This is a genomic window from Cellulomonas sp. Y8, assembly GCF_008033115.1.
Taxonomy (GTDB): Bacteria; Actinomycetota; Actinomycetes; order Actinomycetales; family Cellulomonadaceae; genus Cellulomonas.
In genome coordinates, this window is sequence record NZ_CP041203.1 from 3,849,868 (window position 1) to 3,872,200 (window position 22,333).

General features: G+C 76.4%; 17 protein-coding genes and 1 tRNA gene. 8 read left to right on the plus strand and 10 right to left on the minus strand.

The features are described from left to right. Window positions 1-110 precede the first annotated feature (110 nt). From FKM96_RS17480 to FKM96_RS17495, 4 genes are all read right to left on the minus strand, one after another. On the minus strand, window positions 111-359 hold the full coding sequence (locus tag FKM96_RS17480; RefSeq protein WP_146838928.1) for an acyl carrier protein: 249 nt from the start codon (window positions 357-359) through the stop codon (window positions 111-113). An 89-nt stretch (window positions 360-448) separates the two neighbouring features. After that, window positions 449-1,453, minus strand: a complete 1,005-nt coding sequence (locus tag FKM96_RS17485) for a beta-ketoacyl-ACP synthase III (RefSeq protein ID WP_147796317.1) — start codon at window positions 1,451-1,453, stop codon at window positions 449-451. Next, a complete protein-coding gene (locus tag FKM96_RS17490) occupies window positions 1,450-2,430 on the minus strand; it encodes an ACP S-malonyltransferase (RefSeq protein WP_147796318.1) in 981 nt (326 codons plus the stop codon). The genes FKM96_RS17485 and FKM96_RS17490 overlap by 4 nt, the downstream gene beginning before the upstream one ends. A gap of 193 nt (window positions 2,431-2,623) precedes the next feature. Then, window positions 2,624-3,985: a CdaR family transcriptional regulator gene (locus FKM96_RS17495; protein WP_246855049.1), complete on the minus strand. Its 1,362-nt coding sequence runs from the start codon at window positions 3,983-3,985 to the stop codon at window positions 2,624-2,626. 112 nt (window positions 3,986-4,097) lie between these two features. Here FKM96_RS17495 and FKM96_RS17500 point away from each other — a divergent pair, with 112 nt between their 5' ends. Beyond that, window positions 4,098-4,778 carry a hypothetical protein gene (locus FKM96_RS17500; RefSeq protein ID WP_147796319.1) on the plus strand — a complete coding sequence of 227 codons (681 nt, stop codon included), beginning with the start codon at window positions 4,098-4,100 and terminating at the stop codon, window positions 4,776-4,778. 188 nt (window positions 4,779-4,966) lie between these two features. On the opposite strand, the gene aceE is transcribed toward FKM96_RS17500, so the two are convergent. Then, a complete protein-coding gene (gene aceE / locus FKM96_RS17505) occupies window positions 4,967-7,708 on the minus strand; it encodes a pyruvate dehydrogenase (acetyl-transferring), homodimeric type (RefSeq protein WP_147796320.1) in 2,742 nt (913 codons plus the stop codon). 488 nt (window positions 7,709-8,196) lie between these two features. On the opposite strand from aceE, the gene FKM96_RS17510 reads away from it, so the two are divergent. From FKM96_RS17510 to FKM96_RS17520, 3 genes are all read left to right on the plus strand, one after another. Beyond that, window positions 8,197-8,616: a DUF3052 domain-containing protein gene (locus FKM96_RS17510; RefSeq protein ID WP_147796321.1), complete on the plus strand. Its 420-nt coding sequence runs from the start codon at window positions 8,197-8,199 to the stop codon at window positions 8,614-8,616. Between the two features lie 10 nt (window positions 8,617-8,626). Next, on the plus strand, window positions 8,627-9,091 hold the full coding sequence (locus FKM96_RS17515) for a redoxin domain-containing protein (protein WP_147796322.1): 465 nt from the start codon (window positions 8,627-8,629) through the stop codon (window positions 9,089-9,091). Between the two features lie 49 nt (window positions 9,092-9,140). Continuing rightward, window positions 9,141-9,214 (plus strand) — tRNA-Val (locus FKM96_RS17520). A gap of 113 nt (window positions 9,215-9,327) precedes the next feature. On the opposite strand, the gene FKM96_RS17525 is transcribed toward FKM96_RS17520, so the two are convergent. Then, the gene (locus tag FKM96_RS17525; RefSeq protein WP_147796323.1) at window positions 9,328-10,134 is read right to left on the minus strand and encodes a hypothetical protein; all 807 of its coding nucleotides are present in this window, start codon (window positions 10,132-10,134) and stop codon (window positions 9,328-9,330) included. 240 nt (window positions 10,135-10,374) lie between these two features. Then, window positions 10,375-11,430 (minus strand): hypothetical protein, encoded by a 1,056-nt coding sequence (locus FKM96_RS17530; RefSeq protein ID WP_147796324.1) that lies wholly within the window; start codon window positions 11,428-11,430, stop codon window positions 10,375-10,377. A gap of 375 nt (window positions 11,431-11,805) precedes the next feature. Here FKM96_RS17530 and FKM96_RS17535 point away from each other — a divergent pair, with 375 nt between their 5' ends. Together FKM96_RS17535 and FKM96_RS20845 are read left to right on the plus strand one after the other, a co-directional pair. Then, the gene (locus FKM96_RS17535) at window positions 11,806-14,781 is read left to right on the plus strand and encodes a hypothetical protein (protein ID WP_147796325.1); all 2,976 of its coding nucleotides are present in this window, start codon (window positions 11,806-11,808) and stop codon (window positions 14,779-14,781) included. Between the two features lie 191 nt (window positions 14,782-14,972). Next, a complete protein-coding gene (locus tag FKM96_RS20845) occupies window positions 14,973-17,504 on the plus strand; it encodes a hypothetical protein (RefSeq protein WP_168217030.1) in 2,532 nt (843 codons plus the stop codon). On the opposite strand, the gene FKM96_RS17540 is transcribed toward FKM96_RS20845, so the two are convergent. Further along, complete coding sequence (locus tag FKM96_RS17540; protein WP_147796326.1) at window positions 17,410-19,050, minus strand: FAD-binding protein; 1,641 nt, start codon at window positions 19,048-19,050, stop codon at window positions 17,410-17,412. The genes FKM96_RS20845 and FKM96_RS17540 overlap by 95 nt on opposite strands. A gap of 278 nt (window positions 19,051-19,328) precedes the next feature. Beyond that, window positions 19,329-19,919 carry a TetR/AcrR family transcriptional regulator gene (locus tag FKM96_RS17545; protein ID WP_210417294.1) on the minus strand — a complete coding sequence of 197 codons (591 nt, stop codon included), beginning with the start codon at window positions 19,917-19,919 and terminating at the stop codon, window positions 19,329-19,331. A gap of 87 nt (window positions 19,920-20,006) precedes the next feature. Between FKM96_RS17545 and FKM96_RS20850 the strand changes: the two genes are divergently transcribed. Continuing rightward, the gene (locus FKM96_RS20850) at window positions 20,007-20,576 is read left to right on the plus strand and encodes a hypothetical protein (RefSeq protein ID WP_168216822.1); all 570 of its coding nucleotides are present in this window, start codon (window positions 20,007-20,009) and stop codon (window positions 20,574-20,576) included. 96 nt (window positions 20,577-20,672) lie between these two features. Beyond that, entirely contained in the window at window positions 20,673-20,879 is a 207-nt protein-coding gene (locus FKM96_RS17550) for a hypothetical protein (protein ID WP_147796328.1), read from the plus strand. A gap of 9 nt (window positions 20,880-20,888) precedes the next feature. Here the strand turns inward: FKM96_RS17550 and FKM96_RS17555 are convergent, their stop codons facing one another. Further along, window positions 20,889-22,193, minus strand: a complete 1,305-nt coding sequence (locus FKM96_RS17555) for a DUF1254 domain-containing protein (protein ID WP_147796329.1) — start codon at window positions 22,191-22,193, stop codon at window positions 20,889-20,891. Window positions 22,194-22,333 lie beyond the last annotated feature (140 nt).

Here is a 22,333-nt window from a genome sequence, read left to right on the forward strand (position 1 = left end):
GGGGTGCCCCGGGGGTGCCGGGACGCGACCGGGGTCCGCGCCGCGGGAGCGCTCGGCTCCCGTCGACGCCGCGCGAGGCGGCGGCGCGGCGCGGACCCCGGTCGGGTGTCTCAGGCCTGGGCGTTCGAGATGAACGACACCGCGTCGCCGACGGTCGCGAGGTTCTTGACCTCGTCGTCCGGGATGCGGACCTCGAACTTCTCCTCGGCCAGGGTCACGATCGTCATCATCGACAGGGAGTCGATGTCGAGGTCGTCCGTGAACGACTTCTCGGGCAGGACCGAGTCGGTCGGCAGGCCGGTCTCCTCGCTGACGATCTCGGCCAGGCCGGCCAGGATCTCCTGCTCGCTGTGCGCCATCGGTGTCTCCTTGGTTGTGTGCTGCACCCCGCCGTGAGGCGGGGCGACGGTCGTGCGGTCGATGAACGGTACTGCGGTCGCGCGGCCCGTCAGGGCAGCACGACCACCTGGGCGGCGTAGACGAGGCCCGCGCCGAAGCCGATCTGGAGCGCCAGGTCGCCGCTCTTGACCTGGCCCTCGCGGATGAGGCGCTCGGTGGCCAGGGGGATGGAGGCGGCCGACGTGTTGCCGGTGTCGGCGATGTCCCGGCCGACCGCGACGGTCTCGGGCAGCTTCAGCTGCTTGATCATCTGGTCGATGATCCGCATGTTCGCCTGGTGCGGGATGAACGCGTCGATCTGGTCGGCGGTGACGCCCGCGGCGGCCAGGGCCTTCTCGGCGACCGGGGCCATCTGCCAGACGGCCCACTTGAAGACGCTCGGGCCCTCCTGGCGCAGCGTCGGCCAGCCCGCGCCGTTGTCCCGGGTGTCCAGCCAGGAGTGGGTCTGGCGGATGGCCTGCGACTGCGAGCCGTCCGAGCCCCACACGGTCGGGCCGATGCCGGGGAAGTCCGACGGGCCGATGACGACCGCGCCCGCGCCGTCGCCGAGCAGGAAGGAGATGGAGCGGTCCGTGGGGTCGACGAACTCGCTCATCTTCTCCGCGCCGATGACCAGCACGTTGCGCGCGGTGCCGGCGCGCACCAGGGCGTCCGCCTGGCCGATGCCGTAGCAGTAGCCCGCGCAGGCGGCCGACACGTCGAACGCGGCGGCCGGGGTCGCGCCGAGCCGGTCCGCGAGGATCGCGGCGCCCGACGGCGTCTGGTGGAAGTAGGTGACGGTCGCCAGGATGACCGCGTCGATGTCCGCGCCGGTCAGGCCCGCGTTCGCGATCGCCTGGCGGGCGGCGGCCTCGGCCAGGTCCAGCACGTCGGTGTCGGCGCCCGCGCGGACGCGGGTCACCATGCCGGTGCGCTGCCGGATCCACTCGTCCGAGGAGTCGATCGGGCCGACCAGGTCGTCGTTCGGGACGACGTTCTCGCCGCGGGCGGCGCCCAGGCCGAGGATCCGCGTGTGGGCGGGGCCGGTCGCCTGGGTCAGGGTGGGGCGGGTCACTTCGCGGTCTCCCGGGAGTCGTCGGTCGTGGGCGCGGCGCCGGGGGTCGCGGTGTGGCGGGCGACGAGGTCCCGGGCGGCGGGCAGGTCGGCCGGCGAGGTGATCGCGACCGTCTCCACCCCGGGCAGGCTACGCCGGGCCAGGCCCTTGAGCACACCACCCGGGGCGAGCTCCAGCAGGCCGGTCACGCCGAGCTCGACGAGGGTCGCCTGGCACAGGTCCCAGCGCACCGGCTGGGCGATCTGCGACACCAGGCGGGCCACGACGTCGGCGCCGGCGGCGTCCGGGCCGAAGGCGGTGCCGTCGGCGTTGGTGAGCAGGGTCACGCGGGGCGACGCGGCGGCGGCCTCGGCGGCGACGGCGGCGAACGCGTCGCGGGCGGGCTGCATGAACGGGGTGTGGAACGCGCCGGCCACCTGCAGCGGCACGACGCGGGCGCGGGCCGGCGGGTTCTCGGCGAACCGGGCCAGCGCGTCCTGCGCACCGGCGGCGACGACCTGGCCGCCGCCGTTGACGTTGGCGGGCCACAGGCCGGCCGCCTCGATCGCCGCGAGCACCTCGTCCGGGTCGCCGCCGAGGACGGCGGTCATCCCGGTGGGCTCGGCGGCCGCGGCCTCGGCCATGAACCGGGCGCGCTGCCCGACCAGGGCCACCGCGGCGGCGTCGTCGAGCACGCCCGCGACGGCCGCGGCGGCGAACTCGCCGACCGAGTGCCCCGCCGTGGCGCCGGCGGTCACCGCGCCGCCCTCGTCCTCGAGCGCTCGGAGCGCGAGGAGCGAGGTGGACACGATGAGGGGCTGGGCCACCGCGGTGTCGCGGATGGTGTCGGCGTCGGAGGTCGTCCCGTGCGCCGTCAGGTCGACGCCCGAGGCCTCCGAGAAGGCCGCCAGGCGGTCGGCGGATCCGGGCAGCTCGAGCCAGGGGGCGAGCATTCCGGGGGTCTGGGCGCCCTGTCCGGGGCAGACGATCGCGAGCACCCGACCACTCTGCCGGTGCGGACGCGCCGCGCCCGCTCACGACCCGCACACCGTTGCCGGGTCCGACTTGTCCGGGTCCCACAACCCCCGCGGCGTCCCGCGGCGTCCCGCGGGGCGCGAGGTCGGCGGTTGCGCCCGAGGTCGTCGGTTCCGCCGGGGGTGCGGTGGCCGGAACCGACGACCTCGGCGGGAGTCAGGCGCCGGGGTGGTCCAGGCGGCCGACCGCGAGGGCCTGCTGGAGGACGTAGGCCTCGCGGGGGTCCAGCGGGTCCCAGCCCGTGACCTCGGCGACGCGGCGCAGGCGGTAGCGGACCGTGTTCGGGTGCACGTAGAGCGTGCGGGCCGCGGCCTCCAGGGACCGGCCCGCCGCCAGGTACGCGGTGAGGGTCTCCAGCAGGCTGCCGGTGCTGGCCAGCAGCGGGACGTACGCCTGCTCGACCAGCAGGGCGCGGGCGCTCGCGTCGCCGACGAGCACCCGCTCGGGCAGCAGGTCGTCGGCGAGCACGGGGCGCGGCGCCTGCGGCCACGCGGAGATCGCGGCCAGCCCGGCGAGCGCGGCGCGGGCGGACCGGGCGGCGTCGGCGAGGTCCTCGCCGGTCGGGCCGAGGACCACGGGGCCGGGACCGAACCGCGGGAGCAGGGACGCCGCGGCCTCACGCAGGTCGCCGGTGCCGCCGAGAAACACCACGAGCCGGTCGCCCTGGATGCCGACCAGCGCGTCGTCCGCGGCGCGGCGGGTCGCCCGGCGCAGGTCGGATGTCCGGACGTCGTCGAGCGGGGAGGCGGTGGTGCCGACGACGACCAGCGTGCTGCCGCGGCCGCTCCAGCCGAGCGCCGCGACCCGGGACCGCAGCGAGTCGTCGACGTCGCCCCGCAGCAGGGCGTCGACGACCAGCGCCTCCAGCCGGGCGTCCCAGGCGCCACGGACCTCGGCGGCGCGGGCGTAGACCTCGGCGGCCGAGAACGCCACCTCGCGGGAGTACCGCAGCACGGCCTCGAGCAGGTCGCGCTCGCCGCCGGGCGCCGCGAGCCGGTCGCTGTGCGACTCCACGACGTCGACCACCACGCGGACCAGCTGCAGCGTGTGCTGCAGGGAGATCGACCGGGTCAGCTCGGGCGGGGCGGTCGCGAAGATCTCGCCGACGCCGTGCGGCGGGCGGGACGGGTCGGCGAACCAGGTGACGAAGGCGGTGATGCCGGCCTGGGCGACGAGCCCGACCCAGGACCGGTCGTCGGCGGGCAGGGCGCGGTACCAGTCGAGGTCCTCGTCCAGCCGGCGCATCGCCGCCGCGGCCAGCACGCCGCTGCCCTCGCGGACGCGGCGCAGGGTCTCGCCGTTGCTCGCGTCCGGCGCGGTGGCGATGCGGCCGGCGCGGGTGCGGGTGCGGGCGGGGGACAGGCCGTCGACCGGGGCGGCGGCCCGGGGGGCGTCGCCGGCCGGGGCCTCGGGCGGTGTCGCGGTCGCGGCGGTCGGGGTCGACGGCGCGGCGGGCGACGGGGCCGGGGCGGCGCCCTCGGGGGCGGGGGCCGCGGACGTCCGGCGGGGCTGAGGCATGGCGTGAGCATAGGGCCCCGTTGTGGGGAACCGACAAAGGTCCGGGCCGTGGCGCGGGGAGCTGCGGGCCGTTCGACCGGTGCGGGACGAGTGCACCGGATAGTGTCGCGTCATGGCTCTGCTGCCCCGACTGCGCCGCCTGCTGGGCCGCCCTGCGCCCGCGTCCCGGATCGGGGCGCGCCGGCCGACGGCTGCCCCCCGGCACGGCGACGTCCCCCAGGAGGACGCCCTGAGGTCCCGCCTCGGCGACGATCCCAACGACGAGCGCGCCTTCGCGGCCCTCGCCGAGATCGTCCGCCGGCACGCCGTGACCGGCGTCGACGACGACCCCCTGACCGCCGAGGCCGACGACGCGGAGCGCCAGCGCGCCGCCGACCTGGCCGTGTGGTCGCTCGGCGAGGAGCTCGCCGGCAACCCGCGGGCCTGGTACCCGTTGGTCGAGGTCGCGCGGCTGTCCGTGCGCGACGACCTGGAGGGGACGCTCCGCCGGCTGACGACAGCCGCCGAGCGCGACTCCTCGGGCGCGGCCCTGGTCGCCGGCCTGCGGCTGCTGCGCGAGGCGGGGCTGCCCGTCGAGGCGCTCGGCCTCGGCACCGGGCACTGGCACCCGAAGGACCACGACCCCGAGGTCGGGCGCGAGCTCGTGCTCGCCGCCGTCGAGGCCGACCGGCCGCTCGACGCCAAGCAGCACCTCGCGAGCCTCGACCTGTACCCGAAGCAGGACGACATCGCCCAGATGCGCCGCGAGCTGACGCGCCTGGTCGACCAGGCGGAGCGGCACGCGGGCGCCTGACGCGCGGCGGGAGGTCGCCGAGATCGGTGGTTCCGCTCGAGATCGGTGCTTGCAAGCACCGATCTCGAGCACGAACCACCGGTCCCGGCGCACCCAGGCACGCCGCGCATCGCCCCCGGGACGGCGACGGGCCCCGCATCCCTCCGTGGAGGGGTGCGGGGCCCGTCGCGTGCGTTAGGCTCGTCCGGTCAGGACTCGCCGCCCGCGTTGCCGGAGGTCCCGGCGGTCACGTCGTGCAGCCGGTACCGCTCGATGGCCTGCGCCGGGGCGTCCGCCGCGACCTTGCCCTCGCGGGCGAGCTGCTGCAGGACGCGGACCACGGTCGACGGGCCGTCGATCTTGAAGTGCCGGCGGGCGGCGGCGCGGGTGTCGGAGAACCCGAACCCGTCGGCGCCGAGCGTGGCGTACCGGCCCGGGATCCACTCGCGCACCTGGTCGGCGACGAGGTGGTCGTAGTCGGTGGTGGCGACGAACGGGCCCTCGGCGCCCTGGAGCTTGGCGGTGAGGTACGGCGTGCGCGCCTCCTCGCCCGGGTTCAGGAACGCGTGCTGGTCGGCGGCCAGCGCCTCGCGGCGCAGCTCGTTCCAGGACGTCACGGACCAGACCGCGGCGTGCACTCCCCAGTCGTCGGCGAGCAGCTGCTTCGCCTCGAGCGCCCACGGCACCGCCACGCCGGACGCGAGGATCTGGGCCTTCGGCCCGTCGCCCTCGGCCGGGGACAGCAGGTGGATGCCCTTCAGGATGCCCTCGACGTCCACGTCCTCCGGCTCGACCGGCTGGACGATCGGCTCGTTGTAGACCGTCAGGTAGTAGATGACGTCGGGCTCGCGGCCGTCCTCGCCGAACATCCGCTGGATGCCGTCGCGGACGATGTGCCGGATCTCGTAGCCGTACGCCGGGTCGTAGTGCACGACGTGCGGCATGGTGCCGGCCAGCAGCGGCGAGTGGCCGTCGGCGTGCTGCAGGCCCTCGCCGGTCAGCGTGGTGCGGCCGGCGGTGGCGCCGATGAGGAACCCGCGGGTCATCTGGTCGCCGGCCGCCCAGAACTGGTCGGCCGTCCGCTGGAACCCGAACATCGAGTAGTAGAAGTAGAACGGGATCAGCGCCTCGCCGTGCGTGGCGTACGACGTGCCCACCGACTGGAACGCGGCGGCGGAACCGGCCTCGTTGATGCCGGTGTGCATGATCTGGCCGGACTCGGACTCCTTGTAGGAGAGCATGAGGTCGCGGTCGACGGCGAGGTAGTTCTGGCCGTTCGTGTTGAAGATCTTCGCGCTCGGGAAGATCGAGTCCAGGCCGAACGTGCGGGCCTCGTCGGGGATGATCGGGACCAGGCGCTTGCCCAGCTCCTTGTCCTTCACGAGGTCCTTGAACAGCCGCACGAGCGCCATCGTCGTGGCGACCTCCTGCGTGCCGGAGCCCTTCTTCAGCAGCTCGTAGGCCTGGTCGCCCGGCAGCGTCAGCGGCTTGTGCGTCGAGCGGCGCTCGGGCACGTAGCCACCCAGCTGGCGGCGGCGCTCCTGGAGGTACTGGATCGCCGGGTCGTCCTGGCCGGGGTGGAAGTACGGCGGCAGGTACGGGTTCTCGTCGATCTGCTCGTCCGTGATCGGGATGGAGAGCGAGTCGCGCAGGGCCTTGAGCTCGGCGCCCTTGAGCTTCTTCATCTGGTGCGTGGCGTTGCGCCCGGCGAAGCCGGAGCCCAGGCCGTAGCCCTTGACGGTGTGCGCCAGGATGACGGTCGGCTGCCCGGTGTGCTCGCGCGCGGCCTTGTAGGCGGCGTAGATCTTCCGGTAGTCGTGGCCGCCGCGCTTGAGCGCCCAGATCTCGTCGTCGGTCATCTTCTCGACGAGCTGCTTGGTGCGCGGGTCGCGCCCGAAGAAGTGCTCGCGGATGAACGCGCCGTTCTCCGCGCGGTACGTCTGGTAGTCGCCGTCGGGCGTCTCGTTCATCAGGTGGACGAGCGCGCGGTCCTTGTCGGCGTTGAGCAGGGCGTCCCACTCGCGGCCCCACACGACCTTGATGACGTTCCAGCCGGCGCCGCGGAACTGCGCCTCGAGCTCCTGGATGATCTTGCCGTTGCCGCGGACCGGGCCGTCGAGGCGCTGCAGGTTGCAGTTCACCACGAAGGTCAGGTTGTCGAGGCCCTGCTGGGCGGCGTGCTGCAGCATGCCGCGCGACTCGGGCTCGTCCATCTCGCCGTCGCCGAGGAACGCCCAGACGTCCTGCTGGCTGGTGTCCTTGATGCCGCGCAGGTGCAGGTACTTGTTGGTCCACGCCTGGTAGATCGCCGACGCCGGGCCGAGGCCCATCGACACCGTCGGGAACTCCCAGAAGTCCGGCATCAGGCGCGGGTGCGGGTAGGACGGCAGCCCGCCGCCCGGGTGCGAGACCTCCTGGCGGAAGCCGTCGAGCTGGTGCTCGGACAGCCGGCCCTCGAGGAACGCGCGGGCGTAGACGCCGGGGGAGGCGTGGCCCTGGAAGTAGATCTGGTCGCCGCCGCCCGGGTGGTCCTTGCCGCGGAAGAAGTGGTTGAGGCCCACCTCGTACAGCGTCGCCACCGACGCGTACGACGAGATGTGGCCGCCGACGCCGACGCCGGGGCGCTGCGCGCGGGTCACCATGACCGCGGCGTTCCACCGGTTCCAGGAGCGGTACCGGCGCTCCAGCACCTCGTCACCCGGGAAGTACGGCTCCTCGTGGACGCCGATGGTGTTGACGTACGGCGTGTTCAGCTCGGCCGGCACCGCGACGTTCCGCTCACGCGCTCGCTTGAGCATGCTCAGCAGCACGTAGCGGGCCCGGGGGCCGCCCTTGTCGTCGATGAGCCCGTCGATGGACTCGACCCACTCGGAGGTCTCCTCGGGGTCCACGTCCGGGACCTGGCTCAGCAGGCCGTTGATGAGCGGTCCGCGCTCGTCCTTCGAAGCCACCAGTGCTCCTCGCCTCTCCACGCGGGGGGCCGGTCGGCCCCGGTGCGCATCTCGGCCCGCCGGCGTGCGCGCCGGTTTCGGTGCGCGCCGCCGCCGGGCGGGTAGTAGGACCATTGTCCGCCGTCCGGACACCGAAAGTCTCCCAGTCCACCGGTCGGGATGCGTGACGTCCGTGACAATCGGCTCCCGGGAGGGTGTCCCCGGTCACGTCCGGGCACGTCACGGGCGCTTTCCGGGGTGCGCGTGCGGGTCGCGCGGCCCGCGAGGACCTCCGGGTGCGGTGCCCGGCGCGGTCCCGGGCGGACACCTCGGCCGGGTCGCGGCGTCCTGCGGGCCGGACGCGCTGGTCCGCGCCGCGCCGACATCCCGGCGCCACGACGCCGCTTGCCACGCGGACGTGGGGTGCGGTGGGCTACCGTTCGGTGATCATCGAACAGGTGGTGCTCGGGACCGGCCCGGCACGCCCGACGGAAGGAACAGGTCAGGACGTGGCATCCAGCACCGGCGACGCTCCCTCGGGGGCGGGCCGTCTCGGGTTCACCTCGGGCCAGGTGGTCCAGGAGTTCGGTTACGACGACGACGTCGACGACGCCCTGCGGTCCGGGGTCGAGGAGATCACCGGCACGGAGCTCGTCGACGAGGACTACGACGACGTCGTGGACGGCGTGGTCATCTGGTTCCGCGACGAGGACGGCGACCTGGCCGACACCCTCATGGACGCCATGACCGTGCTCGACGATGGCGGCCAGATGTGGGTCCTCACCCCGAAGCCGGGCCGCGACGGCCACGTCGGGCACGACGACATCGAGGAGGCCGCGACGACGGCCGGCCTGCACGCGACGAGCACGTTCTCGATCGCGGGCGACTGGTCCGCGACGCGCCTCGGCAGCCGCGGCCGCGGGCGCTGACCTCCCGGTCGTGAGCGGGGCCGCGGGGCCGCCGGTCGTCGGCGCCGCCGCGCCCGCGCTGACGCTGCCGGACGCGCACGGCGCGCAGGTGGCGGTCGGCGGACCGTCCGCCCGACCGGTGCTGCTCGTGTTCGTGCCGTTCGCGTTCTCGCGGGTGTGCACCGCCGAGCTCACCGAGCTGCAGGCGCACCTGCCCGAGCTCGCGGGCGTCGACGTCCGGGCCGTGTCCTGCGACCCCGCGCCCTCGCTGCGCGCCTGGGCCGAGCAGGACGGGTACACGTTCCCGCTGCTGTCGGACTTCTGGCCGCACGGCGCCGCGGCGCGGGCGTACGGCGTGCTCGACGAGGTCGACGGGTACGCGCGGCGGGGGTCGTTCCTGCTCGACGCCGCCGGTGTCCTGCGGTGGTCGGTCGAGTCCGCCGCCGGGGTCGCGCGGCCGTTCGCGGCGTACCGCGAGGCGGTCGCAGGGCTGTGACCCGCGTCCAGGGGCAGCACCCGCACCGGTAGGCTGCGCACCGCAGCAGGGGCCTGTAGCTCAGTTGGTCAGAGCGCCGCGCTTACACCGCGGAGGTCGTCGGTTCGAGACCGGCCGGGCCCACTACTCGACGCGCAGGTCAGCGCGCGCTCCTCCCGCCCGGAGCGCGATCGCACCGCCGACCGGGGGCGGGCCGGCGCATCGGACTCCCGCGCCTCTTCCGGCACGCCTGCAGGTCAGGGGACGTAGGGCTGGAAGTCCGCGGTGCCGTTGTCGAAGACGTGGCCGACGCGGGCCGCGTCGGAGTCGTCGGTGAGGAACCAGCGGCCGGCACGGTACACCCCGACCGTGGCGTCCCCGTCCCCGTCCCAGTCCCCGCCGAGGGGGACGTCCCCCGGGTTGCCGAACCGTACGACGATGTCGGCACCGCCCGAGCGCAGCGAGTTGAGCAGGTAGAACACCCCGTTCCGGAACACTCCCGGGGTCTGCGTCCCGTCGCCGTCCCAGTCTCCGACGACCGGCACGTCGCCCGGGTCGCCGTAGGACAGTGCGATCGCGCCGCCGGGCGGCCCCGTCTCGGGTCCGTAGCCGGTGGCGACGAACCACTGCCCGGTCGACGGGCGGAACACCGCGGGAACCCGGATCTGGTCCTGCATCGTCAGCGCCAGCGGGATGTCCCCGGGGTTCCCGAAGAAGAAGCTGCGGTAAGTGGTCTGCCCGGGCGGGTACGCGGCCGTGCCCATCTGGAACCACTGGACGCCTCCGCCGGCCCCCGGCCGGACAACCGTCGCACCGCCGAACCCGCCCTCGTCCCAGCTGCACCCCGACGGCCACCGGTTGCAGTACCGGAAGGAGTTCAGCATCACGAAGCGGTCACCGGTCTGACCGATGTCGACCGTGCCTGGCCCGGGCCAGCCCGAGTGCCCGGTCTGATAGGGCAGGCTCGCGTAGTAGTGCCCGTCGCGGAACAGCCCGGGGCCGCCGGGCAGCGGATCCAGCTCGACACGTGTCGGCAGGACGGCCGTGTCGTGACCCGTGGACATGCCCCGCGCGGGGGGCGGGCCCCGTACCCATCACCATCGCGAGCGACAGCGCGAGCACCACCGACGCGGTCGCTGCCCGGGCGGGCCGACCGATGACCTGTTCTCCGTGCACCCGCATGGCGCCTCCCGCCGTGGTTCACCACCGAGACCCCGAGCGGAAGCGTCGAACCGCACCTTCGCGGACGTCGAGGTCGTGCCGTCAACGTAGTGCCGGGCCTCTCGAGGCGGGACGAGGACGCGTCAGGGGGCGACGTAGTACGCGATGCCCTCGGCGTCCCAGCTCGGGTCGTCCACGTCGAGCCGGCGGGCCTCGGCGGCGTCGGTGGTGAAGTGGTGCTTGCCGAACGTCGGGCTCCAGAACCGGTACAGGGGCGTGGTGCCCGGCTGCGCGGTGGTGGTCGCGCAGTAGGCGACGCCCTCGTAGGCCCAGTTCTTGTCGCCGGCGACGATTGCGTTCTTCTCGGCGGCGCTGGCGGTGAAGAAGTGGGACCGGAACCGCATCGAGTAGAACCGGTGCACCGCCGTCGTCCCGGCGGCGCAGGTGCTGCCGTCGGCGGCGAACGCGGAGAACGGCTGGCCCTCGGCGACCCAGTTCCGGTCGCTCGCGGTCAACCGCGCGGCCTCGTCGGGGTTCGTGGTGAAGAAGTGGGCGTTGTCGAATCCGGGGCTCCAGAACCGGTACACCGGCAGCGTCGGCACGTCCGGTCCGCTCGGGCCCGCGGTCACCCACGGGCTGTAGGCGTACTCGTCGCTCGGTGCGCTGTCCGTCTCCATCGCCCCGAAGATCGGAACCGCGTACACCGAGACGCGTGCCGCGGACGGGCTACCGATGCACTCCGCGGCGACGCTCAGGCTGACGCTGCGGGACGTGGCCGACGGGGTGAAGGTGACAGGGCAACCGGGCACGACCTCCGAGTCCATACCGGTCGGCCTGAGCAGCTCGGTCCGCCCGTCGTTCCCGGACCCGTTGCCGACCGAGAGCTTGATCATCTGGTACTCGACCCGGACGTCACCGGTCGTCTCGATCGCCGCGGAGTACTGGTACCGGTCGACCACGGAGGGGTCCCAGGCTGCGAAGTAGATCGTCGCCTTCGCCGTGGAGCCGTCCAGGCGCAGGGAGTACCGCGCGATGTCGGTCGTGGCGATGAGACCGGGCTCCCCGGTCTCATCGTCGAAGGTGCCCGTCCGGGCTGAGGCGGGCAGGGCGGTCGCGCACAGGGCGAGGACTGCACTCAGCGCGGCCGTTGCGACCCGACGCGCGTTCTGGACGGCAGCTCGGGGTCGGGGGGTGCTCACTGCTGCGCGCACGTCGGTGTCCGTTCGTCGAGGGGCCCTGTGCGCTCACTGTGCCCCGAGGCGATGGAGCGGGAGGGTGATTCCGGCGATCCGGGCGGGTTTCACCCGGGACGACGGTCCCGTGCCACCGCAGCGTCACCGTGGCTGGTGGCGGCGTGGTGCCCGATCGGCGGCCCGGCCGGGCCGCCGCGCGCCGCCGGGTAGCCGGAACCGCACGGCGCCCCTGCCCTTGGCCCCCGCGTGGCGCCCCGGCCACCCGCCGTTCACCTCCGGTTGACCCCGTCCCGGTTGGGTGGGCGGGCCCGTCGTGCGCGCGCCGCAGCGCCGCCGCGCCCGGGCGCCCCCTCGCACCCCCGACCCGGAGGTCCGCCACCCATGCGCCTCGCACGACGCCTCGCACCACGCCTGGCGGCGATCGCCGTCGCCGCCGCGCTGACGGGGACCGGCCTCGCCGCGTCCGCCGGCGCCGCCGACCCGGACCCCGACCGCCTCGCCCTGTCGGTGGTCGGCGACGGCGCCACCACGGGCAACGTGGCGGTGCCGGTCGCGATCCAGCTGCTCGACGGCGAGGGCGTCCTGGGTGGCAGCATCGCGCTGCCGACCGCCGCCGACGCGGGGACGGGTCAGCACGCGTTCACCCTCGGCGCCGACCGGGACCAGCAGGGCGCGCTCCAGCAGTCGGCCGACCACCGGTACGTGACGCTCGGCGGGTACGACGCGGCGCCCGGCACCGCCGCCGTGAACGACGCCGACGCCCCGGGGCTGCTCCGGGTGGCGGCGCTGGTGGGCGCGGACGGCTCGGTCGACACCTCGACGACGCTGGCCGACGGCTTCTCGAAGCGGCACGTCCGCGGCGTGGTGACGGCGGACGGCTCGACGCTCTGGGCAGGCGGGCACGGCAACGACGCGCCGACGACCAAGGGCGGCGTGCTGGCGGTCCCCCGGGGCGGCGACGCGCCGACCGCGGTGGTGTCCGGCTCGTCGACGCTCAACAACGCGCGGGTGCCCGTGATCCACGACGGGCAGCTGTACGTGTCGAGCGACCGCTCCGGGTTCTCCGGCGTCAGCGCCGTCGGCACCGGCCTGCCCACGACCGGGGGCGCCGCCCAGACGCTCGTCGCGGCCGCCCCCGCCGGCTCCGACGTCGCGCACGACTTCACGTTCGTCGGCGACGACCTGCTGTACGTCACCTACACCGAGGGCACGAGCCCCGGCCTGGCGAAGTACGTCCGCGACGGCGCCGCCTGGACCTACGTCGGGAGCTACGCCGGCGCGTTCTGGGGCGTCACCGGCCGCGTGGCCGGCGACGACGTCGTGCTGTACGCGGTCCGCGGCGCCCTCCAGGGCAACGAGGCGGTCCGGCTGATCGACACCGGCGACGCCACGTTCGACGTCGCGCAGGAGCGCACGATCGCGCAGGCGGCGCCGGGCACCGCGTTCCGCGGCGTCGCGTTCGCCCCGGGCTACGTGCCGGGCACCGACGCGGTCGACCCGGGGGAGGAGCTGCCGACGCTGGCCTGGGACGTGCGTGTCGCGGGCGGCACCGGCAACGCGCTGTCCGCGGTCGTCGGCGACCCGGCCAACCCGGCGGCGACCGGCACCGTGGCGGACCCCCTCGGCGAGGACGTCACGCTGACGGCGACCTCCGGCGACGCCGCCGTTCTCGCCGACTCGGCGATCCGGCTCACGACGGCCGCGGGCGGCCGGTTCACGCTGACCGCCACGCCGACGGCCGCCGGTCGCGCCCCGATCACGGTCACCGCCACGACCGCCGACGGCCGCACCGCGACCTCGGTGCTCGACTACTGGGTCTCCGCCGCGCTGGCCGACCCGACCGCCGCGGCCTACGTCGGCATGTCCGACGCCTCGGCCGCGTACGACGTGGGCGACGGCTACTTCCTCGCCGGCGACGACGACAGCAACCAGATCCGCCTGTTCGCCCCCGCGGGCGGCGAGCCGGTGGCGGAGTTCGACGTCCAGGCGCAGGTCGCACCCGGCGACCCGTCGCGCCCGGACGACGCCTGGGACATCGAGGCCGCCGCGCGCGTCGGCGACACGATCTACTGGGTCGGCTCCCTCGGGAACACCAACAGCGGCAACGTCCGGCCGGCGCGGGACGTCGTGGTCGCCACCCGCGTGCACGGCTCCGGCGCGGCCACCACGCTCGAGTACGTCGGGTCGGCGCACGGCATCCGCCAGGCGCTCGTCGACTGGGACGCGGCCGACGGCCACGGCCTGGGCGCCGACCACTTCGGATTCACCGCCGCGACCCGGCCGGGCACCTCGGCGCGCGGGCCGCACTCGCTGAACCTGGAGGGCGCGACGATCGCCCCCGACGGCACCACGCTGTGGCTCGGCTTCCGCTCGCCGATCATCACCGGCGCCGACGGCGTCGAGCGCGCCGTCGTCATCGGCGTCCGGGACATCGCCGGCGTCGTGGCGGGGACGGCCACCCCGCAGATCGGCGAGCCGGTCCTGCTCGACCTCGACGGCCTCGCGATCCGCGACATGGAGCGCACCGGCGACGGGCGGTACCTGATCCTGGCCGGCGGCTCCGACGAGGAGGGCGAGTTCACGCTGTTCGGCTGGAACGGCGACCCGGCGGATGCTCCCGTGCGCTCGGCGGCCCTGCCGTCGCTCGCCGGCTGGGACGGCTCGTACGAGGGCATCGTCAGCGCCTCGTCGCTCGCGGACGGCACCGTCGTCCGCCTGCTGCAGGACGCCGGCGAGGTCGACATCTACGGCACGGGCACCGTCGCGCAGGAGCTGCCGAGCCCGGAGCTCAAGAAGTTCGTCGGGCACGACTACGCGCTCGACCTCGGCGCGGTGTTCACGCCGAAGTCGGTGACGCTGCCCGGCGGCGCGACGACGCTGCGGGTCGGCGAGCCGGTCGACCTGGCGCTGGCCGGGTTCGCGGCCGGCGAGCGCGTGTCGGTGGTGCTGAACTCCGACCCGGTCACGCTCGCGACCGTCGTGGCCGGCGCGGACGGCCGGGCCGTCGCGCGGGTCGTGGTCCCCGCCTCGGTGCCGGCCGGCGCGCACACGCTGGTCGTCTCGGCGGTCAGCGGGGAGGCCCGGCTCGGCGTGACGGTGCTGCCCGCCGCGGCGGGCGACGACGGCACGGTCGACCCGGGCGCGGGGTCCGGCGCGGGTGCGGCCTCCGGGACCGGCGGGGGCGCCGGCAGCACCGCGTCCGGCGCCGGCGGCCGGCTGGCCGTGACGGGCGCCGACCTCGCGGCGCCGCTCGCGCTCGCCGGGCTGCTTCTGGTCGGGGGCGGCGCCACGGTGCTCGCGGTCCGGCGGCGGACGGCCGCGCAGGTGGCCGCCCGTGCGGAGGACGCCACCGCCTGACCGGTCCGGCCCCGGACAGCCGAGGACCCCCGGTCGGATCGCTCCGGCCGGGGGTCCTCGTCGTGGTGCGCCGGCCCGTCGCGGGCGTCCCGTGACGATCTCGTGTGCGTCCTGCGCACGGCCCGGGCAGCCGGGCGGCCACGCGGCCTGAGTGGCCGGTGCGGGGGTGCGGCGGCTCGTACGGTGAACCGGTGCCCCCGCTCTCCCCGCTGCTCCGCCGTGCCCTCACGACCCTGACCGCCCTGCTCGTGGCGGTGCTCGTGACCCCGGTCGGGGCATCGGCCGGGGTGCCGGGCGCGCTGCCGCGCGCGCTGCCGGGCGCGGCGGACCGCGCCGCCGCGGCGAGGCCCGCCGAGACGGCGGCCGAGCCGCCCGTGCTGCTCGTCGGCGTCACCGGCCTGCGCTGGGACGACCTGAGCGCCGTCGGCACCCCGGCCCTCGCGGAGCTCGCCGCGACGGGCGCCGTCGGGAGCACGGTCGTCCGGAGCGTGCGCTCGTTCACCTGCCCGAGCGCCGGCTGGCTCGCCGTCGGCGCGGGCGGTCGCGCGGACGACACCCGGGTCGCCGACGGGAGCTGCCGCACCCTGACCGAGCCCGGCGCGGCGGGCCGGGTGCCGGGCTGGGACGACTACGTCGCGGCGACGGACGCCTCCGCGTACGACTCCCGGCTCGGGCTGCTCGGCGACGCCGTCGCGTCGTCCGGTCTCGCCGCGACCGGCATCGGGCCGGGCGCGGCGGTCGCCCTCGCCGGCGCGGACGGCCGGGTGGTGGAGGAGCACGTCGACCGGCCCGAGGGCGTCGACGACCTGCGCGACGCGACGGCGGCCGCGCTGGCCGGGTCGTCGCTGGTGGTCGTGGACGCGGGCTCGGTGCGCGACCCGGGCCGGGCGACGCGGGACCGCGTCGCGTCCGACCGCGCCGGCGGCGAGGCGGACGGGTCCCCGGTGGACGCCACCCGGGCCGACCCCGCCCAGGAGGTCGGCCCCGAGGTCGTCGCCGAACCGGACCGCGCCGAGCAGGTCCGGGCGCTGGACGCCCGCCTCGGTGCCGCCCTCGAGGCCGCCCGCCTGTCGGACGCGGACCCGACCGTCCTGCTGGTCTCGGTGGCCGACTCCGGCCGCCGCGCGCACCTGCAGGTGGCGGCCGCGACCGGCCTCGGCGCGCCCGGCGGCCTGCTCGGGTCCGCCTCGACGCGGCAGCCCGGCCTGCTGCAGACGACCGACGTCGCGCCGACCGTCCTCGACGCGCTCGGCATCCGGGACCACGCCGCCGCGGGCGCGCTCGTGGGCGCGCCGGTGCGGGCCGCCGCCGACGACCGGACGGGCGCCGAGCGTGTCGCGGCGCTCGTCGACCAGAACCGGCGCGCCCAGGCGGTCGCGCCGCGCGTCTCGGGGTTCTACGTGCTGTGGGTCGGCCTGAACCTCGCGCTGTACGCCGCGGTGACCGTGGGGCTGACCCGCCGCGGGCGGTCCCTGCTGGCGTGGGTCCGCCGGCGGTCCCGGGCTGCCGCGGAGGCGCCGCACGCGGACCAGGAGCAGGCCCAGGCCCGCGGGGTGCTCGAGGTGCTCCGCGTCGCCGCGGTCGCGGTCGCGTCGATCCCGGTGGCGACGTTCCTGGCGAACCTGGTGCCGTGGTGGCGCTCGGGGGAGCCGGGGTGGGTCCTCGGCCCGCTCGTCGCGGCGTTCGCGCTCGTGGTGTCGGCGACGGCGTGCGCGGTCCCGGCGTGGCGGCGGGTCCCGCTCGGCCCGGTCGGCGTCGTCGCCGCGATCACGGCGACGGTGCTCGGCCTCGACGTCGCGCTCGGGGCGCGGCTGTCGCTCGACTCGCTGATGGGCCCGGGCTCGCTGGTGGCCGGGCGGTTCTACGGGTTCGGCAACCCGGCGCTCGCCCTGTTCGTCACCGCGACGGTCCTCGGCGCGGTCGCGCTCGTCGACCCCCTGGTCCGCCGGGGCCGGCGCCGGGCGGCGACCGCGGTGGTCGCGCTCACCGGGCTGCTGACCCTCGGGGTGGTGTCCGGCATCGTGTCGACCATGCCGACCACCGGGGCGAACTTCGGCGGCCCGCCGGTGGTCGTCGCGGGCTTCCTGGTGCTGGTCGTGGTGACGGCCGGGGCCCGGCTCGGCTGGCGCCGGCTGGTGCTGGTGGTCGGCGCGGGGATCTCGGCCTCGGTGGTGCTGTCCGTGCTCGACTGGCTGCGGCCGGCCGACGAGCGGACGCACCTCGGCCGGTTCGTCGAGACCGTGCTGGACGGCGGGCTGGGCGGCGTCCTGCTGCGCAAGGCCGGTACCAACCTGCGCATCCTGCTCGGCAGCGAGCAGACCCTGCTGGCGATCGGCGGCCTGCTGCTGGTCGTCATCCTCCTCGGGCGCCCCGCGCGCTCGGCGCTGCGGGCGGCCGACGGCGGTCCGTACGCGTGGTTGTCGGGCGGCGCGCCGCTGCGCGCGCTCACGAACGACGCCCCGCTCCTGGTCGGCGGGCTCACGGCGCTCGCGGTGGCGCTGGGGTTCGGGTTCGCGATCAACGACTCCGGCGTCGTCGTGCCCGCGACCGGCGTCGGGCTGGCGGTGCCGCTGCTGGTGGCCGCGTGCGCGACGTGGCTCCTGGGCCGCACCGCCCGCCCGGGCGGGTCTACGCCGTCCGCGCCATCCGCCGCGCCGCCCGCAGGCCGAACACCGCCGCCGGCCCGATCGTCGACCCCGGCCCGGGGTACGTCCGGCCCATGACCGACGCCGAGCTGTTCCCGGCCGCGTACAGCCCGTCGACGACGCTGCCGTCCTCGCGCAGCGCCCGCCCGTCGGCGTCGGTCAGCACGCCGCCCTTGGTGCCGAGGTCGCCGATGACGACCCGGAACGCGGTGAACGGCCCGCGCTCCAGCGGGCCGAGGTTCGGGTTCGGGTGCACCGTCGGGTCGCCGTAGTACCGGTCGTACGCGGAGTTGCCGCGGCCGAAGTCGCCGTCGACGCCCGAGCGCGCGAAGCCGTTGAACCGCTGCACCGTGGCCCGGAACCGCGCGGGGTCGACGCCGATCCGGTCGGCCAGGTCGGCGAGCGAGGGCGACTTCACGTACATCCCCGCGGCGGCCAGGGCGCGCAGGGCGCGGGGGTCGAGGGCGTAGTTCCGCAGGTACCGGCGGGCGTGCCGGGCGTCGGCGACCAGCCAGTAGGCGCCGTCCGGGTCGTGCTCGAGCATGTGGTGGCCGAGGTCGACGTAGGACTCGGACTCGTTGGCGAACCGGTCGCCGCGGGCGTCCACCAGGATCGAGTAGGGGAGCGAGCGCTCGCCGACCAGGAACGCGGGCGGCTCGCCCGGCGTCGGCGACGCCACCGAGGCGCCCCACCACGCGTCGTCCATGAGCTCCACGGCCGCGCCCGCCTCCTGCGCGATCGCGATCGGCCGGCCGACGTTCCCGGGGTTGCCCGACGGGGCGCCGTCGATGCCGTGGAACTTCTGCCGCCACTCGGCGTTGTGCTCGAACCCGCCGCCCGCGATCATCACGCCGCGGCGGGCGCGCACCACGACCGGCCGGCCCTCGCGGGTGACCCGCACACCCGTGACCCGGCCGTCCTCGACGACCAGCTGCTCCAGCGGGCTCTCCAGCCACAGCGACGCGCCGCCGCGCTGCACGACCGCGTCGAGGAACGACGTCGCGAGGGCGGCCCCGATGCCGGCGAGCCGCTGCCCGCGGGCCACCGCGCCCAGGGTGCGGAACACGAACCGGGCGCCGCGCACGAACCCGGCCGGCGTCGACCAGGCGCGCTCCAGCAGCCACATGTCGTCCGTCTTGATCGGCAGCGGGACCAGGGCGCGGCAGGTCGACCACCAGTCGCCGATCACCTTGGTGTCGAGGGGCTTCGCCTCGATCGCGCGGCCGATCTTGCCGCCCGGCAGCTCCGGGTAGTAGTCCGGGTAGTCGGTCGCCCGCACGAACCGCATGCCGTGCCGCTCCGCCGTGGTGACGAAGTCCTCGACGCCGTCGACGAAGGCCTCCTTGCGTGCCCGGTCCGACGCCCGGCCGACGTCGCCCACGCTGGCGTCGAGGTAGGTGAGCGCCTCCGCGCGGGAGTCGCCGACGCCGTCCCGCCGCATGAGCGGGTTGTCCGGCAGCCACATGCCGCCGCCCGACATCGCCGTGCTGCCGCCCCAGCGGTCGGTGCTCTCGAGCAGGAGGACGCTCAGGCCCTCGTCCACCGCCCCCAGCGCCGTGGCGAACCCGGCCGCGCCGGTGCCCACCACCACGACGTCGTAGACGTGCTCGTCGCTCGTGCCCATGCGGTCCTCCTCGACGCGATCCGGACACCGATGTCCGTTTGGGCCTCAGCATGGCCCGGGAAGGCGGCACGGCGCAACGGCCGAGCGGGTGCCCTGCGGCGCGACGCGGCGTGGCGCGACGCGGCGTGGCGCGGCGTCGCGTGCGCCGAGCGAGTACGCGACGCGTCGAGCGAGCAGCCGGCGCCTGCTCGCTCGACGTGTCGGCTGCTCGGTCGGCGGGCGGCGGTGCGGCGGCGCGGGCGGACAGGCGGGAGCGGGCGCGGAGCGGGCGGCGCGGGTCAGGCGTCCGTCGGGCCGCCGACGACGAGCGTCGCGGCGGGGAGCTCGTCCGGCGCGTCGACGAGCACGCCCCGCAGCCCGAGCACGAGCGCGCGCCGCACGTGCGCGGCGGCGTCGCCGCTCTCGACGGCGAGCACCCCCTCCGACATCGCGAACAGCAGCCGCAGGTCCTCGGCCGTCACGTCGGGTCGCACGCGGCCCCGGGCGCGGGCGTCCGCCAGCGCGGCGTCGAGCAGGGCGCCCGCCCGGCGCTCGACCTCCGCGACCGCCGGGTCGTCGGCGGCGTGCACGGCCCCGAACAGCCCGGGCGCGGCGACCTGCTGCGCCCCGATCTCGGCGACCAGGTGCTCGACCAGGCGCTCCGGCGGCAGCGTGCCGACGTGCCGCTCCAGCGCGTCGACCCGCGCCGCGTACACCGCCGCGACGAGGGCGAGCCGGTCGGGGAAGTGCCGGTACAGCGTGCCCCGGCCGACGCCGGCCCGCTGCGCCACGCGGTCGAGCGGAACCGCCGCGCCCTCCTCGCGGAACACGGCCTCGGCCGCGGCGACGATCAGCCGCCGGTTGCGCACCGCGTCCCGTCGCTCCGCCACGTGCCGAGAGTAGGGGACGCGGCGGGCCGGTCGGCTCGACCGACCGGACGACCCCGCCGGACGGCCTCTGCGTGCGAGGCTCGGGGGATGGCTGCCGACGACGACCGTCCCGCGCGCGCCCGCCCTCGCGACCTGGTCGAGGTCGTGCACGACGCCCCCGCCGAGGACCCCGACCGTCGGGCAGGGGCCCGCCGCCCCGCCCGCCGCTGGGTCCCGCTCGTGGCCCTCGCGGTCCCGGTGGTCGCCGTCGCGGCGGTGCTCGGGGTCCAGGCGGCGGGAGGCACGTTCGACCTCGACGCGGCCGTCGCGCGGGTCTCGGAGTCGTCCGACGGGCTCATGCCCTCCGGCAGCGACTACCGGTTCGGGTCGACCGGGTCCGCCGGGCCGGACGTCGGGCTCACCGGCGGTTCCTCGGACGCCCCGGGCGGCCCCCGCGAGGTCACGGTGCTGTGCGCCTCGGAGCGTGGACGGGGTGCGCACCTCACCGTCACAGCCGGCGGCGAGGTGCTGGGCGAGGCCGACGTCGCGTGCTCGAACGGCGCCGACCTCGACGCGGAGCCGCTGGTCACGGTGCTGCCGCTGGACGACCTGAGCGGGAGCTGGTCGTTCGAGGTGCTCCCCGAGACCCGGGCCGCCGTCGCCGTCGTCCTCTCCTGACCCCGCGGCTCACCCCCGGCGCGTGACGACGCGGCGCGCGCCGGGCGCCACGCTGGCGGCGTCGGGTCAGGACGCGGCGCGGGAGGGGGCGGGGCGGTGCTCTACCACATCCGGGTCGTCGGCCCCGAGCGGGACCTCGGCGGGCTGGGCGACTACGCCGACATCGTGGCGGCGCCGACCGGGGACGGGGCGATCCTGTCCTGCGAGGTGCCCGACGCCTCGGGGCTGACCGGGGTGGTGGCGCTGCTCTGCGACCTCGGGGTGGACATCGCGGAGCTCCAGGCCGTGTCCCGCCGCGCGTGACGTCGGCGGTCACCCCACGGCGCGGAGCACCGGCGACCACTCCTGCCCCGGCTCGGGCGCGTAGAGCCGCAGCACCAGGCTGAACGGCCCGGGCGGCACGGGGAGCCACCCGGCCCGGCCGGCGGCGTCGACCGGGGCGTCGTGCTGCAGCGCCACGACCAGCGCGCCGTCGGGTGCGCGGGGCAGGTCCGGCGTGCCCGGCCCGAGGGCGTACCGGCGGGCCGGGTTCGCGACGAGCTCGCCGGAGGGGTCGGCGTGGGCGGCGAGCGACCAGTGCAGCCGGGCGGGCACGGGGGCCGGCAGCGTCATGCGGTACCGCCGGTGGCCGTCCAGGGGCTCGTCGTCGACGGCGCGCCAGCGCAGGGTGCGGACCTCCTCGGGCTCGGGCTCGTGCAGCTCGTGCTCCGCGGCGACGGCCCGGCGCAGCGCCGCCGAGCCGGCCCCGGCACCGCCCCCCGTCCCCGACCCCAGGCCCTCCCGGCGCAGCGCGTCCTCGAGCTGCGCCGCCCCCAGCGCCGCCCCGCGCGCGACGAGCACCCGGGTCCGTGCGTCCGGGCCGCGCGCCCCCCACCCGTCCGGCCCGCCGGGCAGCACGCCGAGGCGCACCCACCGCTCGACGCCCTCGCGGTCCGCCGGGTCGGCGGGCCGCGCGAGCCGGAGCAGCAGGGCGAGGTAGTCGACGAACCCGGCGCCCCAGGCGCGCTCCTCGTCCCACGGCAGCCACGCGACCGACGGCGCCGGCCGGGGCGGGGTGACGCCGCCGAGCGCGTGCAGGGGCCGCACCCGGTACGCCCGCTGCACGGCCCGCGCCGCGGGCAGATCGCCGGGGCGGGGCACCGCGGTGCGGGTGAGCACCCGCACCAGCGACGAGGTCGACCGCAGCACCCCGCGCACCCCGGGCGGGACCGGCCCGTCCCAGCCCGGGCCGACGACGGCCCAGTCACCCGCGCCCGTGCCGGTCCGTGCGGCCCCGACGTGGGCGACCGTGCGGCCCAGCAGGTCGATCACCTGCGCCCCGGAGTACAGCCCGGCGGGGAGGTCGGCGTGGCCGACGACGGCGGGCTCGGCCCGCAGGTCGAGCCAGGCGCTCGACCGCAGCAGCAGCGGGTCCGCGGACCGGGTGCCGTCGCCGGGCGCGGGCGGCCCCTCGTCGTGGTCGAGCACCCCGAGCGCGGCGACGCCGGTCCGCAGCTCGGTGCGCAGCTCGCGGTACCCCAGGAGCGCCGGGTGCGCCCACACCGCGGCCTCGGCGGCGGCGCGCACCACCTCCGGGTCGTGCGGGACCGGGACCGGCGCGGGCAGGGTCTCCGGCATCGCCCACCGTCCTCGCGCCCGTCCCGCACCGACGCCCACCAGCACAGCCGCGCGGGGCGCCCGGGGCCTCACCCGCGGCGCGTGAACCGCGCGGCCGCGGACGGCGACCTGCGCGCCCGCCTCGCGGGTCACCCCGGGCG

Bases quoted from the DNA above. Each gene is read 5' to 3' on its own strand.
- FKM96_RS20850 (WP_168216822.1), top strand. From the start codon at position 20,007: ATGGCTGCCGACGACGACCGTCCCGCGCGCGCCCGCCCTCGCGACCTG.
- FKM96_RS17525 (WP_147796323.1), bottom strand. From the start codon at position 10,134: ATGTCCACGGGTCACGACACGGCCGTCCTGCCGACACGTGTCGAGCTG.
- FKM96_RS17500 (WP_147796319.1), top strand. From the start codon at position 4,098: ATGGCTCTGCTGCCCCGACTGCGCCGCCTGCTGGGCCGCCCTGCGCCC.
- FKM96_RS17540 (WP_147796326.1), bottom strand. From the start codon at position 19,050: ATGGGCACGAGCGACGAGCACGTCTACGACGTCGTGGTGGTGGGCACC.
- FKM96_RS17555 (WP_147796329.1), bottom strand. From the start codon at position 22,193: ATGCCGGAGACCCTGCCCGCGCCGGTCCCGGTCCCGCACGACCCGGAG.
- FKM96_RS17495 (WP_246855049.1), bottom strand. From the start codon at position 3,985: ATGCCTCAGCCCCGCCGGACGTCCGCGGCCCCCGCCCCCGAGGGCGCC.
- FKM96_RS17535 (WP_147796325.1), top strand. From the start codon at position 11,806: ATGCGCCTCGCACGACGCCTCGCACCACGCCTGGCGGCGATCGCCGTC.
- FKM96_RS17480 (WP_146838928.1), bottom strand. From the start codon at position 359: ATGGCGCACAGCGAGCAGGAGATCCTGGCCGGCCTGGCCGAGATCGTC.